Source organism: Streptacidiphilus sp. PAMC 29251 (genome assembly GCF_054208735.2).
This window is the reverse complement of sequence record NZ_CM135725.2, coordinates 9,909,346-9,924,902: the sequence shown is the minus strand read 5'-3', so window position 1 is coordinate 9,924,902 and position 15,557 is coordinate 9,909,346. Positions and strand designations below refer to the sequence as shown.

The following is a 15,557-nucleotide window of genomic DNA, read 5'->3' as shown; positions in this document are numbered from 1 at the left end:
TCGTCGGGTCCTCACCGTTCGTCATGGTCGGAACCGCCGTCCGCGGCGTCCTCGAACTCGCTCAGCACCTGCTCCTCCACCAGCTCCGCCAGGGCGGCCACGGTGCGGCAGACCAGGACGTCGCGGGGGGTGAGCGTGACGCCGAAGGCGTCGTTGGCGCGGGAGGCGATGAGCAGGGCGCGCATGGAGTCGCCGCCCAGCAGCAGGTAGTCGTCCTCCGCGCCCACGGCCGTGCCCAGGGTCTCCGCCCAGATGGCCGCCACCGCCTCCTCGGTCGGCGTACGGGGCGCCACTTGGTCTGCCGGCGCCTCGGCCTCCGGTTCCGGTGCGGGGGCGGGCAGGGCCGCCCGGTCGGTCTTGCCGTTCTCGGTGAGCGGGAAGCGGTCGAGCACCACGAACGCCGAGGGGACCATCCAGCCCGGCAGGACATTCGCGACCAGCGCCCGCAGTTCGGCCCCGGCCGGTGGTTCGGTGCCGGGAGCGGCAAGCAGGTGGGCGACCAGGCGCTGCAGCCCGGGCTCGTCCTCCCGCACGCTCACCACGGCGTCCAGCACGCCCGGATGGCGCACCAGGGCCGCCTCCACCTCGCCCGCCTCGATCCGGTGGCCGCGCAGCTTGAGCTGGTGGTCGGTGCGGCCCAGGTAGCGCAGTTCCCCGGCGGAGTCACGGCGCACCAGGTCGCCGGTGCGGTACATCCGGGTGCCGGGCGGCCCGAACGGGTCGGCGGTGAAGCGGGCGGCGGTCAGGCCGGGACGGCCCAGGTAGCCGCGGGCCAGGGCCGGTCCGCTCAGCCACAACTCGCCCGCCACGCCGTCAGCAACAGGCCGCAGCAGCCCGTCGAGCACATGGGCACCGGTGCCGGGCAGCGGACGGCCGATCGGCGGCGCCGCCCCGTCCGGGGTCAGCGGCGCGGACCAGGTGGCGACCACGGTGGCCTCGGTGGGGCCGTAGGAGTTGACCATGCGGTGGTACGGGGCCCAGCGGGCCACCAGGTCGGCGCCGCACGCGTCGGCGCCGACCACCAGGGTCTTCAGGTCGGGCAGGGTGCCGGGGGTGCCGGACGGCATCGTGCCGAGGGCGGCCGGCGGCAGCAGGGTGTGGCTGATGCGCAAGTCCCGCAGCACCTCGGCCAGCCGAGCGCCGAGCAGCGGACCGGGGGCGGGCACCACCAGCCGGGCGCCGTGGGGCAGGGACATGCACAGTTCGAGCACCGAGGCGTCGAAGCTGGGGGTGGCGAAGGCCAGCACCCGGTCCCCCGCCGCGACCTGGTAGTGCGCGGCCTCGGCCGCGGAGAACGCGGCCAGACCGCGGTGGGTGACGACGACCCCCTTCGGGGTGCCAGTGGAGCCGGAGGTGTAGATGACATAGGCCGGGTCGTCCAGGTCGAGCGGTCGACGGCGGTCGGCGTCGGTGGGCCGGTGGCCGGGGACCCCGTCCCGGGGCGCGGCCAGCAGGACGGCGACCTCCTTGGCGTCCAGGGTGAGCGCGGGGGCCGCGTCCCGCAGCATCAGCTCGATCCGGGTGTCCGGGTAGTCGGGGTCGACCGGCAGGAAAGCGGCGCCGGTCTTGGCCACCGCCAGCTCGGCCAGCACCATCTCGGCCGAGCGCGGCAGCAGCAGGGCGACGATCCCGCCCGGACCCGCGCCGCGGGCGATCAGCCGGTGCGCCAGCCGGTTGGCCTGCGCCTCGGCCTCGGCGAAGGACAGCTCCAGGCCTGGGGCGCTCAGCGCCGGCGCGTCCGGCCACCGGTCCACGCCGGCCTCGACCAGGGCGGGCAGCGTGGTCGGGGTCACCGGGCCGAGCGACGGGCGCACCGGTCCGCGCAGCAGCCGGGCCCTGGCCTCGGGCGGCAGCACGTCGACCTGGTCCATCCGGACGGCGCCGTCCGAGTCCACCAGCGCGGACAGGGTGTGCAGCAGTTGCCCGGCCAGCGAGCCGGCCGTGCTCCGGTCGAAGTACCGCGGGTCGTAGCCCAGTTCCACACTGAGCCGGTCGCCGGGTGAGACGACCACGGTGAGCGGGTAGTTGGTGGCCTCCCTGGCGTCCAGCTCCCGGATCCGCAGGCCGTGCGCACCGGCCGTGGCGTCGCCGACCGGGTAGTTCTCGAAGACCACCAGGCTGTCGAACATGGCCGCCCCGTGCGGGAGTCGACTCAAGGCCTGGATTCCGGCCAGCGGCAGGTGGTCGAAGCGGCGGTCCTCGGACGCCGCCACCTGCACCGCGCGCAGCCAGCTGTCGCAGCGCGCACCGCCGTCGACGGTGACCCGGGCCGGCAGCGTGGTGATGAACAGGCCGATGACGGTGTCGGCGCCCGCCAGGTCGGCGGGCCGCCCGGACACGGTGGTGCCGAAGCACACCCGCGGCTCACCGCTCCAGCGCGACAGCAGCAGCGCCCAGGCGCCCTGCACCACCGTGTTGAGGGTGAGCCGGTGCCGCCGGGCGAACTCCTGCAGCCGGCCCGTCTCGGCCTCGCTGAGCCGCTGCGACAGCCAGGTCCCGGAGCGCGCCGTGGCGTCCTGGGCGGGCCGTCGGTCGTAGGGCAGAGCGGTGGGCGTAGTCAGGTCCGCCAGGACGCTCCGCCAATGCTCCTCCGCTCGGCCGGTGTCGCGGGCGGCCAGCCAGCCGGCGTAGTCCGCGAAGGGCCGGCGCTCGGGCAACCCCGGCTGCTCGCCGCGGGCCAGCGCGGCATGGGCGGCCAGGACGTCCGACAGGACGTGGAAGACGCTCCAGCCGTCCAGCAGCACGTGGTGGAAGGTCCACACCACGCGCACCGCGTCCGATCCCAGCCGGACCAGGGCGAGCCGCAGCAGCGGGGACCGGTCCAGGGGCAGGCCCTGGGCCCGCTGCTCGCTGAGCAGCCGCTCCAGTTCCACGGCGCGCTGGTCCGCCGTCAGCGCGCTCCAGTCGTGCTCGGTGACCGGAAGGGTCGCCCTCCGCCGCACCACCTGCAGCGGCACCGGCCCGTCCTGCAGGGCGACGCAGGTCCGCAGGACCGGGGTGCGGTCGACCACGTGCTGCCAGGCGGCGGCCAGCAGGCCCGGGTCGCGGGCCCCGTCCAGGACGAAGCTGATCTGCTCCAGGTACAGGCCGTGCGCTGCCTCGTCCATGGCGTGCACGACCATGCCGGTCTGGGTGGGCGTGAGCGGATAGAGGTCCGCCACCTCCCGTCCGCTGCCGACCAGCCGGTCGACGGCCGCCTGGTCCAGCCGGGCGAGCGGGAAGTCGGACGGGGTGCGGCCGCCCGCGCCGGGCTCGGCGCAGTGCCGGACGATCGCCCGCAGCTCCTCCAGCGTCTCGGCCGCCAGCCGGGCGACGGTCTCGCGCCGGTGCAGCTCGCGGGAGTAGGACCAGGTGAACCCCAGCCGCCCGTCGCTGACCCGGCCGAGGACGTCGAGCAGGTGCGGCCGGGGCGCCGCGGGGTCCATGCCGCCGGTCAGGGTCCCGTACGGTGCGTGCAGCAAGCCGCCTGGTGAGCCGGTCCAGTCCTGCCGGCCCAGGTAGTTGAAGCCGACCTGCGGCAGCTCCGGCAGCCCCTGGTCGGCTGCGGGCCGCAGATACCGCAGGGCGCCGTAGCCCAGGCCGCCGCGCGGCACGGCCCGCAGGCCCTCCTTGACCGCCTTCAGCGCGGTGCCCAGGTCGGCTGCGTCCCGGGGGACGTCCAGCACGACCGGGTATATGGTGGTGAACCAGCCGACGGTGCGGTTCAGGTCGACGTCCTCGAACAGCTGCTCGCGGCCGTGTCCCTCCAGGGCCACCGCCACCCGGTCCCGTCCGGCCCAGCGGGCCAGCACCCGACCCAGGGCGCACAGCAGCACGTCATTGATCCTGGTCCGGTAGACCGCCGGCACGTCCTGCAGCAGCCTACGGGTGTCCTCGGCATCCAGCCCCACGGTCAGCGTCTCCTCGACGGCGCCGGTGTTGGCGCCGCTGCCGTCCGTGGGCAGGGCGCCGCTGTCGAGGCCGTGCCAGTGGTCGAGCTCGTCGTCGAAGCCGCCGGCCGCGGTGTGCGCGGCGAGCCGCTCCGCCCAGGCCCGGAACGAGGTGCTCTTGGGCCCCAGATCGGGCGGCTCTCCCGCGCGCAGGGCCCGGTAGGCGGTGTCCAGGTCCTCCAGCAGCAGCCGCCAGGACACCGCGTCCACCACCAGGTGGTGCGCGGCCAGCAGCAGCACCGGGTGCCGGTCACCCCCGAAACGACACAGCGCGGCCCGCAGCAGCGGCCCGGCGCCCAGGTCGAAACCGCTGGCCAACTCCTCGGCCAGCTCGCGCGGCTGCTCCGTCGGGAGGTCGTATACCCGCAGGTCAGCCGCGTCACCCGGCGCGGTGCCGTACTGCCGCCACTCCCCGCCGCCGACCGGTTCGAACCGCAGCCGCAGCGCGTCGTGCTGCTCCAGGACCGTGGCCAGGGCCGCCCGCAGCAGGGTCTCGTCGGTGTCAGCCGCGAGCTGGAAGGAGACCGCCTGGGTGAGACGGGCCGGGTCCCCGCCGAGGGTGTCGAACAGCCAGTGCTGCACGGGGGTGAGCGGGGCCTCGCCCAGCACCGTGCCCTGCTCGGCGACGACCGAGGTGACCGGCGCCTGCTCGGCGGCGCGGGCGAGTTCGGCCAGGGACTGATGGGTGAACAGATGACGGGGTGTCAGCACCAGGCCGGCCCGGCGGGCGGCGGACACGATCTGGATGCCCAGGATCGAGTCGCCGCCGAGCGCGAAGTAGTTGTCGTCCGCGCCCACCTCGGGCACACCGAGCACCTCGGACCAGATCGCGGCGAGCGTCCGCTCCGCGTCGGTGCCGGGCGGGCGGCCCCCGCTCGCGGCAGGGGCGGCCCACACCGGCTCGGGCAGCGCCCGGCGGTCCAGCTTGCCGGTGACGCCCAGTGGCAGCCGCTCCAGCGGCAGCACCAGGGACGGGACCAGGTGGTCCGGCAGCGTGCGGGCCAGGAAGGCACGCCATTCCACCGCGTCCGGCAAACCCTCGCCGCGCGGCACCGCGTAGCCCACCAGCCGCCGGTGGCCGTCCTGTTCCACCACCCGGGCCGCGGCGCCCGCCACCCTCGGGTGACGGGCCAGCGCGGCCTCGACCTCGCCGAGCTCGATCCGGAACCCGCGCACCTTGACCTGGTCGTCGGTCCGGCCGAGGTAGACCAGGTCGCCGTCGGCCGTCCAGCGCACCAGGTCGCCAGTGCGGTACATCCGGGCACCGGGCGGTCCGAACGGGTCGGCCAGGAACCGGGACGCGGTCAGGCCCGGGCGGCGCAGATAGCCGCGCGCCACGCCGGTCCCGGACAGGAACAGCTCCCCGGGCGCACCCACCGGCACCGGGCGCAGCCGGTCGTCCAGGACGTACGCCCGGGCGCCGCCGACCGGACGGCCGATGGGCGGGTCCCGGTCGGGATCGGCCGGGTCGCAGAGGGCGGCGGTGGCGTAGACGGTGGCCTCGGTGGGGCCGTAGATGTTCAGGACCCGGCAGCCGGGGACCGCCGCCCGCACCTGGCGGACGATCCGGGCCGGCAGGCCCTCCCCCGCCAGCACCACCGTGTCCGCGGTGACCCGCACCGCGTCCTCCGCCAGCAGTCGGCCCAGGGCCGAGGGCACCGCGCTGAGCAGCCCGGCCCGCCACGGCCCTGGACGCTCGGCCAGAGCAAGGAGGTCGCGGACGATCTCCACGCAGCCGCCGGACAGCAGCGGCGAGAAGATCTCAAAGACCGACACGTCGAAGTTCAACGAGGTGGAGGCCACCACATGGGCCAGTCCCCGGCCGGTGAACTCCCGAGCCGCCCAGTCGGTCAGGGCCAGCACCGAGGCATGGGTGACCACAACGCCCTTGGGACGGCCGGTCGACCCCGAGGTGTGGATGACATAGGCGGGGTGCTCCGGCAGCAGGGCGCCGTGCCGCTCGTCGTCGCCGAGACCGGCCGAGGAGGCGGCGGCCAAACTGGCGGCGCAGCCGGGGCCGTCCAGCATGATCCGGGTGAACCCGCCGTCCGGCAGCCGCCCGGCCGTCCCGGTGCTGGTGACAACGGCGTCCGGCCGGACGTCCTCGAGGAGGAAGGCGATGCGCTCGGCCGGGTAGCCGGGGTCCACCGGCAGATAGCCGGCGCCGCTCTTGAGGACCGCCAGCAGCGCCACCACCAGATCCGCGGTGCGGGGCAGCGCCAGCGCGACGAAGCGCTCGGGACCGGCCCCGGCCGCAATGAGCAGCCGGGCCAGCCGGTTGCTGCGCTGGTCGAGCTCCCGGTAGCTGAGCTGCTCGGATCCGGCCAGGACGGCCGGGGCGTCGGGGGTGCGCGCCACCTGCCGGGCGAAGGCCTCGGACAGGGTGCGGTCCGGCGCCCCGGTCACCGTTCCGCCAAAGCGTTCGAGGACCTCGCGTCCCCGAGCGGTGTCCGTGAGCGACAGCTCGGCCAGCGGTCGGTCGAGGCCGGTGGCCAGCTCTGCCAGCAGCGTGCGCAGGCTCGCGCCGAGGCCCTGCACGGTCGCGGCGTCGAAGGCGGCCGGGTCGTAGTCAAGATTGACGGTGAGGGCGTCCCCGGGGGCCACCACCACGCTGAGCGGGTAGTTGGTCGGCTCCAGATCGCGTTCCTGTTCCAGGGCCAGGCCGTGCCGGGCCACCGCGTCCGCGTCGAAGGGGTAGTTCTCGAAGACCAGGATGCTGTCGAACAGGCTGGTGCCGCCGGGCACCTCGCTCCAGGTCTGCAGCTGCGCCAGCGAGACGAAGTCATGCCGTCCAGCCTCCGACTGGGCGGCCTGCAGCTCGCGCAGCCAGGCCAGCACCTGGCTCCGCCCGTCGATCCGCACCCGGGTCGGGAGGGTGTTGATGAACAGGCCGACCATCGAGGTCACCCCCGGGAGTTCGGCGGGCCGACCGGAGACGATCGTGCCGAACACCACGTCCTCCCCGCCGCCGTAGCGGGACAGCAGCAGCGCCCAGGCGCCCTGCAGCAGGGTGTTGACGGTCAGTCCGGCCTGCTGGGCGGTCTCCCGCAGCCGGGCCGACCGGGCGGTGTCGAGGGTCACCCGCACCGACTCAGAGGACGCGGTGCGGTGGGCCTCGGCGGGCCGCCGGTCCCGGGGCAGCTCGGTGGGAGCGCGGAACCCGGCGAGCACCCCCCGCCAGTGGCGCTCGGCCCCGGCGGTGTCCTGAGCGGCCAGCCAGCGCAGGTAGTCGGCGAAGGGGGCGCGCTCGGTCAGCTGCGGGCGGCGTCCCGAGGTCAGCGCGGCGTAGCGCTCGCAGACCTCGTCGAAGACCTGGGCCGCGCTCCATCCGTCGAGCAGGACGTGGTGGAAGGTCCACACCATCCGCACCCGGGTCGGTGACAGCCGGATCAGGGTCAGTCGCATCAGCGGTGCCGCGCTCAGGTCGATACCGGCCGCCCGGTCCTCGGCGAGCAGCCGGGCCATCTCCGGCCCCTCGCGGTCGGTGGCTTGCCCGGTCCAGTCGTGGTGGGTGACCGGCACGGTGGCCGACTGCTGCACGACCTGAACCGGTTCGGCGGTCTCCTGCCAGGTCAGCCGCGTGCGCAGGACCGGATTGGCGTCCGCGGTGCGCTGCCAGGCCTCGGCCAGAGCGTGCGGGTCGGTGACCCCGGACAGCACCAACTGCACCTGGTTGAGATAGGTGCGGGCCTCCGGGTCCAGCAGGCTGTGGAAGAGCATGCCCGCCTGCATCGGCGTCAGCGGGTGGACGTCGGCGACGGCGCGTCCGTTCCCGACCACCCGGTCCACGGCCGCCTGGTCCAGCCGGGCCAGCGGGAAGTCGGACGGCGTGCGGCCGCCGGCGTCCGGGCGGGCGCAGTGGGCGACGATCTCCTCCAGCGCGCGGAGCATGCCGTCCGCGAGCCTGCTGACGGTCTGCTCGCTGTGCCGCCCGCTGCTGTAGTACCAGCTGATCTCCAGCCGGTCGTCCTCCACCCGGGCCACCACGTCCAGCAGGTGCGGACGCGCCGTGCCGGGCGCCTCCGCGCCGCCGAGACCGCCGGGGACCGCGCGAACCAGGGCGGCGTCGTCGGCGGACCAGTCGAACCGGCCCAGGTAGTTGAGGCTGACGCCGGGGCCCGCCGCTCCGGCCAGCTGTTCGTCCCGGGCCAGGTAGCGCAGGACGCCGTAGCCGAGGCCCCGGTGGCCCACCGCGCGCAGCTGCTCCTTCACCGACTTCAGCGCGGTGCCCCAGTCCCCCGGCGGGACCTCCAGGGCGACCGGGTAGAGGCTGGTGAACCAGCCGACCGTCCGGGACAGGTCGATGTCCTCGAACAGCTGGTCCTCGCGGCCGTGCCCCTCCAGCGCGACCGCGACGGTCGGCCGTCCGGCCCACTCGGCCAGCACCCGGCCGAGGGCGGTGAGCAGCACGTCGTCGATCCGGGTGCGGTAGACCTCGGGGACCTTGCGCAGCAGGTCCCCGGTGCGCTCCCGGTCCAGCCGGACCGTCACCGCGCGCAGCTCGGCGCTGGTGTTGCCACCGTCGCCGTCCACCGGCAGCGGTTCCGCACAGTGCCGGGCGACCGCCGCCCAGTGCGCGCGCTGCTCCGGTTCAGTGAGGCCGATGGCCTCGGCACGGTCGCGCAACCGGCGGGTCCACTCCTGGACCGAGGTGGTACGGGCCGGCAGCCGCAGCGGTCGCCCGGCCGCGGCCTGCCGGTAAGCGGTCTCCAGGTCCTCCAGCAGCACCCGCCAGGAGACGCCGTCCACCACCAGGTGGTGCGCGGCCAGCAGCAGCCGGTCGGGACCAGCCCCGCCGCTGGTGAACAGCCGGGCAGTGAGCAGCGGGAGGGTGTCCAACCGGAACCCGGCCTGCGCCGCTTCCGTCGCCCGGGCCTCGGCCCGTTCGGCTGCCGCCGGGTCCAGACCGCTCAGGTCGCAGACCTCCAGCAGTTCGGGCGCGGGATCGTCGGCGGGGGCGCAGTGCTGCTGCCAGCTGCCGTCGTCCCCGGTAGTGAACCGGGAGCGCAGGGCGTCATGGTGCTCCCAGAGCGCCACCAGGGCCCGGCGCAGCAGCTGCGGGTCGACCGCGCCGGGCGCCTCCACCACGACCGACTGGTTGAAGAACCCTGCCTGGGCCGGGTGAGGGTCCAGGAACCAGTGCTGAACGGGTGTCAGACCCACCTCGCCGCTGACCGGCCCGGTACCCGCCACCGACCCTGCGGTACCCGCGGCGGCGGCCAGCGCGGCGACCGTGGGACGCCGGAACAGGTCGCGCGGGGTCAGCGCGAGCCCGGCGGCCCGGGCGCGGGAGACCACCTGGATGCTCAGGATCGAGTCGCCGCCCAGCATGAAGAAGTTGTCGTCGACCCCGACCCGGTCCGCGCCGAGCAGTTCCGCCCAGATCCCCGCGAGGACGCGCTCGGTCCCGGTGCGCGGGGCGCGGTAGGCGCTGTCCCCGGCGGCGGACCAGTCCGGGGACGGGAGCTGCCGCCGGTCCACCTTGCCGTTGGCCGTCAGCGGCAGTCCCGGCACCGTGACGAACGCGGCCGGCAGCATGTAGTCGGGCAGTTCGACCGCCAGATGGGCGCGCAGCGCGGTGGCGGACGGCAGCACGGAGCCGGCGGCCGGCACCAGGTGCGCGGCCAGGCGCTTGCGCCCGGCGTCCTGGTACAGCGACACGACCGCCTCGGCGACGTCCGGGTGGGCGGTGAGCCGGGCCTCGATCTCGGCGGGTTCGATCCGGAACCCGCGGATCTTGACCTGGTCGTCCGCACGGCCCACGAAGTGCAGCTCGCCGTCGTCGCTCCAGCGGACGGTGTCGCCGGTGCGGTACATCCGGGCCCCGGGCGGGCCGAAGGGGTCGGCCAGGTAGCGGGCCGCGGTCTCGGCCGGCCGTCCCGCGTAGCCACGGGCCAAGCCGGCCCCGGCTATGTACAACTCCCCCGCGATGCCAGGCGGTTGCGGCTGCAGCGCGTCGTCCAGGACGTACACGCGGGTGTTGTCGAGCGGGCGTCCGATGGGCAGTACGGGGGGCAGCGGGTCGCCGGCGCGGAAGACCCGGCGGGTGGCGAAGGTGGTGGTCTCGGTCGGGCCGTAGCCGTCGACCACGGTGAGCCCCGGGCAGGCCTCCAGGACCCGGCGGACGACCGCGCCCGGGACGGCTTCGCCGCCGGTCCACACCTCCCGGGCGCCACGCAGGCAGCCGGGGTCCTCCTGGGCGAGCAGCCGGAACAGGCCCACGGTCAGCCACAGGCAGCGCACCCCCTGCTCGGTGATGGCGCGGGCGACCAGGGCCGCGTCCAGGTCCACCGGCGGGGCCAGTACCGCCGTGCCGCCGCGCAGCAGCGGCACCCAGACCTCGTAGGTGGCGGCGTCGAAGGCGTGCGGGGAGTGCACCAGCACCCGGTCGTGGCCGGTGAAGGCCCGGTCCAGGGCGAGCGCGGCGACATCCCGCTGGCGCACCGCGACGGCCTTGGGGGCGCCGGTCGAGCCCGAGGTGAACATCAGGTACTGCAGGTTGTCGGGGTGAACCGCCGGGGCCGCTGCAGGACCGGTCGGCTCCGGCTGATCCTGGTCGAGCCGCAGGACGCCACCGGCGGGGCTCAGGTCATCGGCCGTCTCCGCCCACTCCGCGTCGGTGAGCAGCAGGTCCGCGCCGACCTCGGCCAGCATCCGGCGCAGCCGCTCCCGCGGTGCCCTGCCGTCCAGCGGCACATACACCCCACCGGAACGCACCAGCGCCAGTTGAGCGACGATCAGCTCGACCGAACGGTCCATCAGCACCCCGACCGGTTGTTCCACCCGCACCCCGAGCGCGGTCAGCCGGCCGGCCAGGGCCGCGGCACGGTGGTCGAGGTCCCGGTAGGTGATCCGCTCATCGCCGGCCTCCAGGGCGACGGCGTCGGGCGTACGGCGCACCTGTGCCGCGAAGAGCTCCGCGACGCTGCTCTCCGAAGGCTCGGTGGCGGTGTCGTTCCAGGCGCCGAGCACCTGCTCGCGGCGTTCGGCGGTCAGCAGCGGAAGCCGCGCCGCCGGGGTGTGACGGCCGTCGGGCATGCCCGCCAGCAGGACCGTGAGGTACTCCGCCATCCGCTCCACCGTGCCGACGTCGAACAGTTCCGGGTCGTAGCACAGCCGTAGCGCCAGCTCCGGCCCCGGGTAGGCGACCAGGCTGAGCGGGTAGTTGGTGGTCTCGATGCCGTCCAGCTCGCTCAGCCGCAGACCGTGCGCGGCGGCGAGGTCGTGGTCGACCGGGTAGTTCTCGAAGACGACGATGCTGTCGAACAGGGCGACCCGCTCGGGCAGACCGGTGAACGTGCGCATCCTGGTGAGCGGCACGTAGTCGAAGCGGCGGTCCTCGCTCTGCTCCTGCTGGAGCCGGCGCAGCCAGTCGAGCAGGGTGCCGTCGGCCGGCAGCGCGACCCGGGTAGGCAGGGTGGCGATGAACAGGCCGGTCATCGCCTCGGATCCGGGCAGTTCGGCCGGCCGTCCGGACACGGTGGTGCCGAACACCACCTCGTCAGAGCCCGCCTGACGGCCCAGCAGCAGCGCCCAGGCGCCCTGGACCAGGGTGTTCAGAGTGAGCCCCGAGCTCTTCGCCAGCTCCTCCAGCGCCCGGGTGGTGGCCGCGGGCACGGTGACCCGCACGGCCCGGGTGGACTCCGCGCGGTGGGACTCGCGGGTTTCGCGGTCCCAGGGCAAGGGGGTGGTTTCGGTCAGGCCGCTGAGACGGCCCTGCCAGTGCTCCTCGGCCTCGGCCCAGTCGCGCTCGCCCAGCCAGGCCACGTAGTCGCGGAAGGGGCGGCGGTCGGGGAGGTCCACGGCGTTCGGGTCGGTCCCGGCCAGTGCGCCATGGGCGGCGAAGACGTCCGACAGCACTTGGAACAGGCTCCAGCCGTCCAGCACCAGGTGGTGGAAGGACCACACCACCCGGACCGCGGTGTCGGAGAGCCGAGCCAGCAGCAGTCGGCTGAGCGGGGCCGCCGCCAGGTCGACGCCACGCGCGCGGTCACGGTCCAGGAGGTCGCGCAGCCGGTCGCCGCGCTCGCCCTCGGTCAGTTCACGCCAATCCAACTGGATTATCGGCAAAGGAGCATGACGCTGTATCACCAACAGCGGCTCGGGCACATCCTGCCAGACCACCCGGCCGCGCAGCACCGCGGTGCGGTCGGTCACCCGCTGCCAGGCCGCGGCCAGCGCGTCCGGGTCGGGACGCCCTCCAGGAGGAAGGTCAGCTGCTGGAAGTAGACGCCGCTGTCCTCCTGGGAGAGGCCGTGGAACAGCATGCCGGCCTGGGTGGGCGTCAGCGGCAGCACGTCCTCCACGGCAGCCGGCTGGTCCCCCACGATCCGGTCCACCGCGGCCTGGTCCAGCCGGACCAGCGGGAAATCGGACGGCGTCCGCCCGCCGGCGCCCGGCCGGGCCGCGTGCCGGGCCAGGTCGGCCAGCGCCTCGGCGAACCGTTCGGCCAGGGCCTCGACCGTGGACGCCCGGTGCACCCGGTCGGAGTAGAACAGGGTGAACTCCAGGCTGTCGCCGTCGAGTCGGCCGACCAGCTCCAGGGCGTGCGGACGCCGACCCGCCGGGTCGGCGTCCAGTTCCAGCGGCCGGAACTCGCCGCGGAACAGGCCGTCCGGACCGTCCGGGAAGGCCATCCGCCCCAGATAGTTGAAGCTGATCTGCACGTGCGGCCCCGAAAAGGTCCCTGGCTCGGCCGGGTGGCGCAGCACGTCGTAGCCCAGGCCGTGCCGGGGAACGGCGCGCAGCTGCTCCTTGACCTGCTTCAGCACGGCGTCCCAGCCCGCCTGCGCGGGCACGGCGAGGGCCACCGGATGCCGGGTGGTGAACCAGCCGACGGTGCGGCTGAGGTCGAGGTCGGCAAAGAGCTCCTCGCGGCCGTGCCCCTCGACGTCCACCAGCACCTCGTCCTGGCCGCTCACCCCGCTCAGCGCCCGGCCGAGGGCGCTCAGCAGCACGTCGTTGACCTGGGTGCGGTAGGTGTCGGGCAGGGTGCGCAGCAGCACGGAGGTGTCCGCCGGGCTCAGCCGCACGGTCACCGACCGGGCCGAGGCGTAGGTGTCGGCGCCGGCCAGGTCGGCCGGGAGCGGGTCCGCGCAGTCCGGGACCGCCCGCGACCAGTACTCCCGCTCGTCGTCGAAGCCGCCGTCGGCGGCGTGGGCGTCGAGCCGCAGCGCCCATTGCCGCAGGGGCGAGGACTTGGCCAGCAGGGCCCTCGCCCCGTCGCCGCCGACCCGCCGGGCGCGGTAGGCCCGGTCGAGGTCCTCCAGCAGCACCCGCCAGGAGACCCCGTCCACCACCAGGTGGTGCACGGCCAGGTGCAGCACCCGCGGCCGGCCGGGTCCGCGGTCGTGCAGCACGGCGCGCAGCAGCGGGCCCTGGGACAGCTCGAAGGGACCGAAGTGGGGTGTGTCGGTGTCCGGGCCGCTGTGCCGGGCCAGCACGATCCGCGGCGCCTGCTCCCCGATGTGCCAGCGCACGCCCGCGTCCTCGGCCAGGAAGCCGGAGCGCAGGGCGTCGTGGTGGTCGACCACGTCGTTCAGCGCCGCCTCCAGTGCCGCCGGGTCCAGGTCCTCGGGCAGCAGGACGGACAGGGTCTGCGCGAAGTGGCCGGCCTGTTCGGCCGCGCGGTCGAACCACCAGCGCTGAATGGCCGTCAGCGGGCTCGGTCCGGTGGCGGCAACGGCTGCGGCGGGGACGGCCAGCTGCGGTCGGCCCGCGTCGTCCACGCAGCGGGCCAGCGCGGCGACCGTCTGGTGCTGGTAGACGTCCCGCGAGGTCACCCGCAGGTCAGCCTGCCGGGCCCGGGCCACCACCTGGATGCTCAGGATGGAGTCGCCGCCGAGCTGGAAGAAGTTGTCGTCCGCTCCCACCCGTTCCACCTGCAGCACGTCCGCGAGGATGGCGGCGAGGATCCGCTCGGTGGGCGTGCGGGGCGGCACATGGCGCACGACCCGCACGGCCGGTACCGGCTCCGGCTCGACCGGGCCGACGTACACCGGGCGCTGCTCGTCGTCCGCCAGCATGGGCAGTTCGGCCAGCGTCCGCTGCGGGCCGTCCGCCATCCCCTCCAGCAGCCGCCGCAGATGACCGGACATCCCGGCCACGGTCCGCGGATCGAACAGGTCGGTGTTGTACTCGACCGTCAGCGCGCAGCCTCCCGCGCTGTCCGGTGCGAACTCGAGGACCAGGTCGAAGCGGGCGGCCGGGCGCGGCAGCGGATGCTCCTCGAACCGCAGCCCGCCGGCCTGCGGCAGAGCAACCGCGGCGGTCTGCTGGACCACCATCACCTGCACCAGCGGGGTGCGGCCGGGATTCCGCGGCGGGGCCAGCTCCTCCACCACCCGGTCGAACGGCAGCCCGGCGTGGACGAACGCGTCCAGCACGGTGGCGCCCATGCTCTCGACGAAGCGGTCCACGGTGGCGGATTCGTCCACGTCGCCGCGCAGCACGACGGTGTTGGCGAAGAAGCCGGTGACCTGCTCCAGCTCCGGTCGGTCCCGTCCGTTGGTGACGGTGCCGAACACCACGTCCCGCTGGCCGGAGTAGCGCGAGAACAGCAGCGCGGACGCTCCTGCCAGCAGGGCGAACAGGGTGGTGCCCCGCCCGGTGGCGAGGTGTCGCAGCCGCGCCACCAGCTCCGGCGGGAGCAGGTGCCGGTGCGCCGCGCCGAATGTAGTGCGCAGCGCGGGCCGGGGCCGGTCCGTGGGCAGGCGCAGCTGCGGCAGCCCCGACAGCTGCCGCTTCCAGTAGCCGAGATCCTCGGCCTCGCCGGGCCCGTCCCCGGCCGCCCGCCGCCCCTGCTCCCACACCGCGAAGTCGGGGTACTGGACGGCCGGCGCGGGCAGGGGGTCAGGACCGGCGGTGGCCTCCGCGTGGTAGAGCGCGGCCAGCTCACGGGTGAGGACGCCCACCGACCAGCCGTCGGTGACGATGTGGTGCTGTCCCAGCAGCAGCAGGTGCTCCTCGTCGGCCAGCCGGACCAGCAGGGCCCGGGTGAGCGGACCGACCGTCAGCTCGTAGGGCCGGTCCAGTTCCTCGGTCAGCAGTGCCTCGGCGGCCTCGGCCCGCTGGTCCGCGGGCAGGTCGCCGAGGTCGGCGGTCCGCAGCGGCAGGACGCCCTCGGCGGCGATCCGCTGCACCCCCTGCCCGTCGACCGTGCCGAAGGTGGTGCGCAGCGAGTCGTGCCGGGCGGCGAGCCGGTGCAGGGCCCGGCGGCAGGCTTCGGGGTCCACCGCGCCGTGCAGCCGCAGGGCCACGCCGGTGTTGTACTCCGACCCGCCGGCGCTGAGGTCGTCCAGGAACCACAGTCGGCGCTGGGCGTGGGACAGCGGCAGCGGTACCCCGCGCGGGGCGGCCGGGATCGGCTCCGGCAGCGCAGCGGTGTGCTGCTGGTCCAGCAGCGGGGCCAGCGCGGCGACGGTACGCGCGGTGAAGACGTCCCGCAGGGTGAGCCGGATGCCCAGCTCGTCCCGCACCCGGCCCAGGGTCCGCGCCGCGAGGATCGAGTCACCGCCCAGCTCGAAGAAGTCGTCCGTTGCCCCGACCGGTCCGACGTCCAGAACGTCCGCCCAGATCGCGGCCAGGGCGCGCTCCTGCGGGGTGGTCGGGGCACCTGGCCGGGCGCGG

The 15,557-nt window shown here is 74.8% G+C and carries 2 pseudogenes; both read right to left on the bottom strand.

The window, feature by feature from the left end:
- Positions 1-11: 11 nt before the first annotated feature.
- Positions 12-13,906, bottom strand: a pseudogene (locus tag ACXKR8_RS47460) (amino acid adenylation domain-containing protein); the annotation flags it as partial.
- Positions 13,907-13,990: 84 nt separating this feature from the next.
- Positions 13,991-15,490, bottom strand: a pseudogene (locus ACXKR8_RS47455) (condensation domain-containing protein); the annotation flags it as partial.
- Between the last annotated feature and the right edge of the window lie 67 nt (positions 15,491-15,557).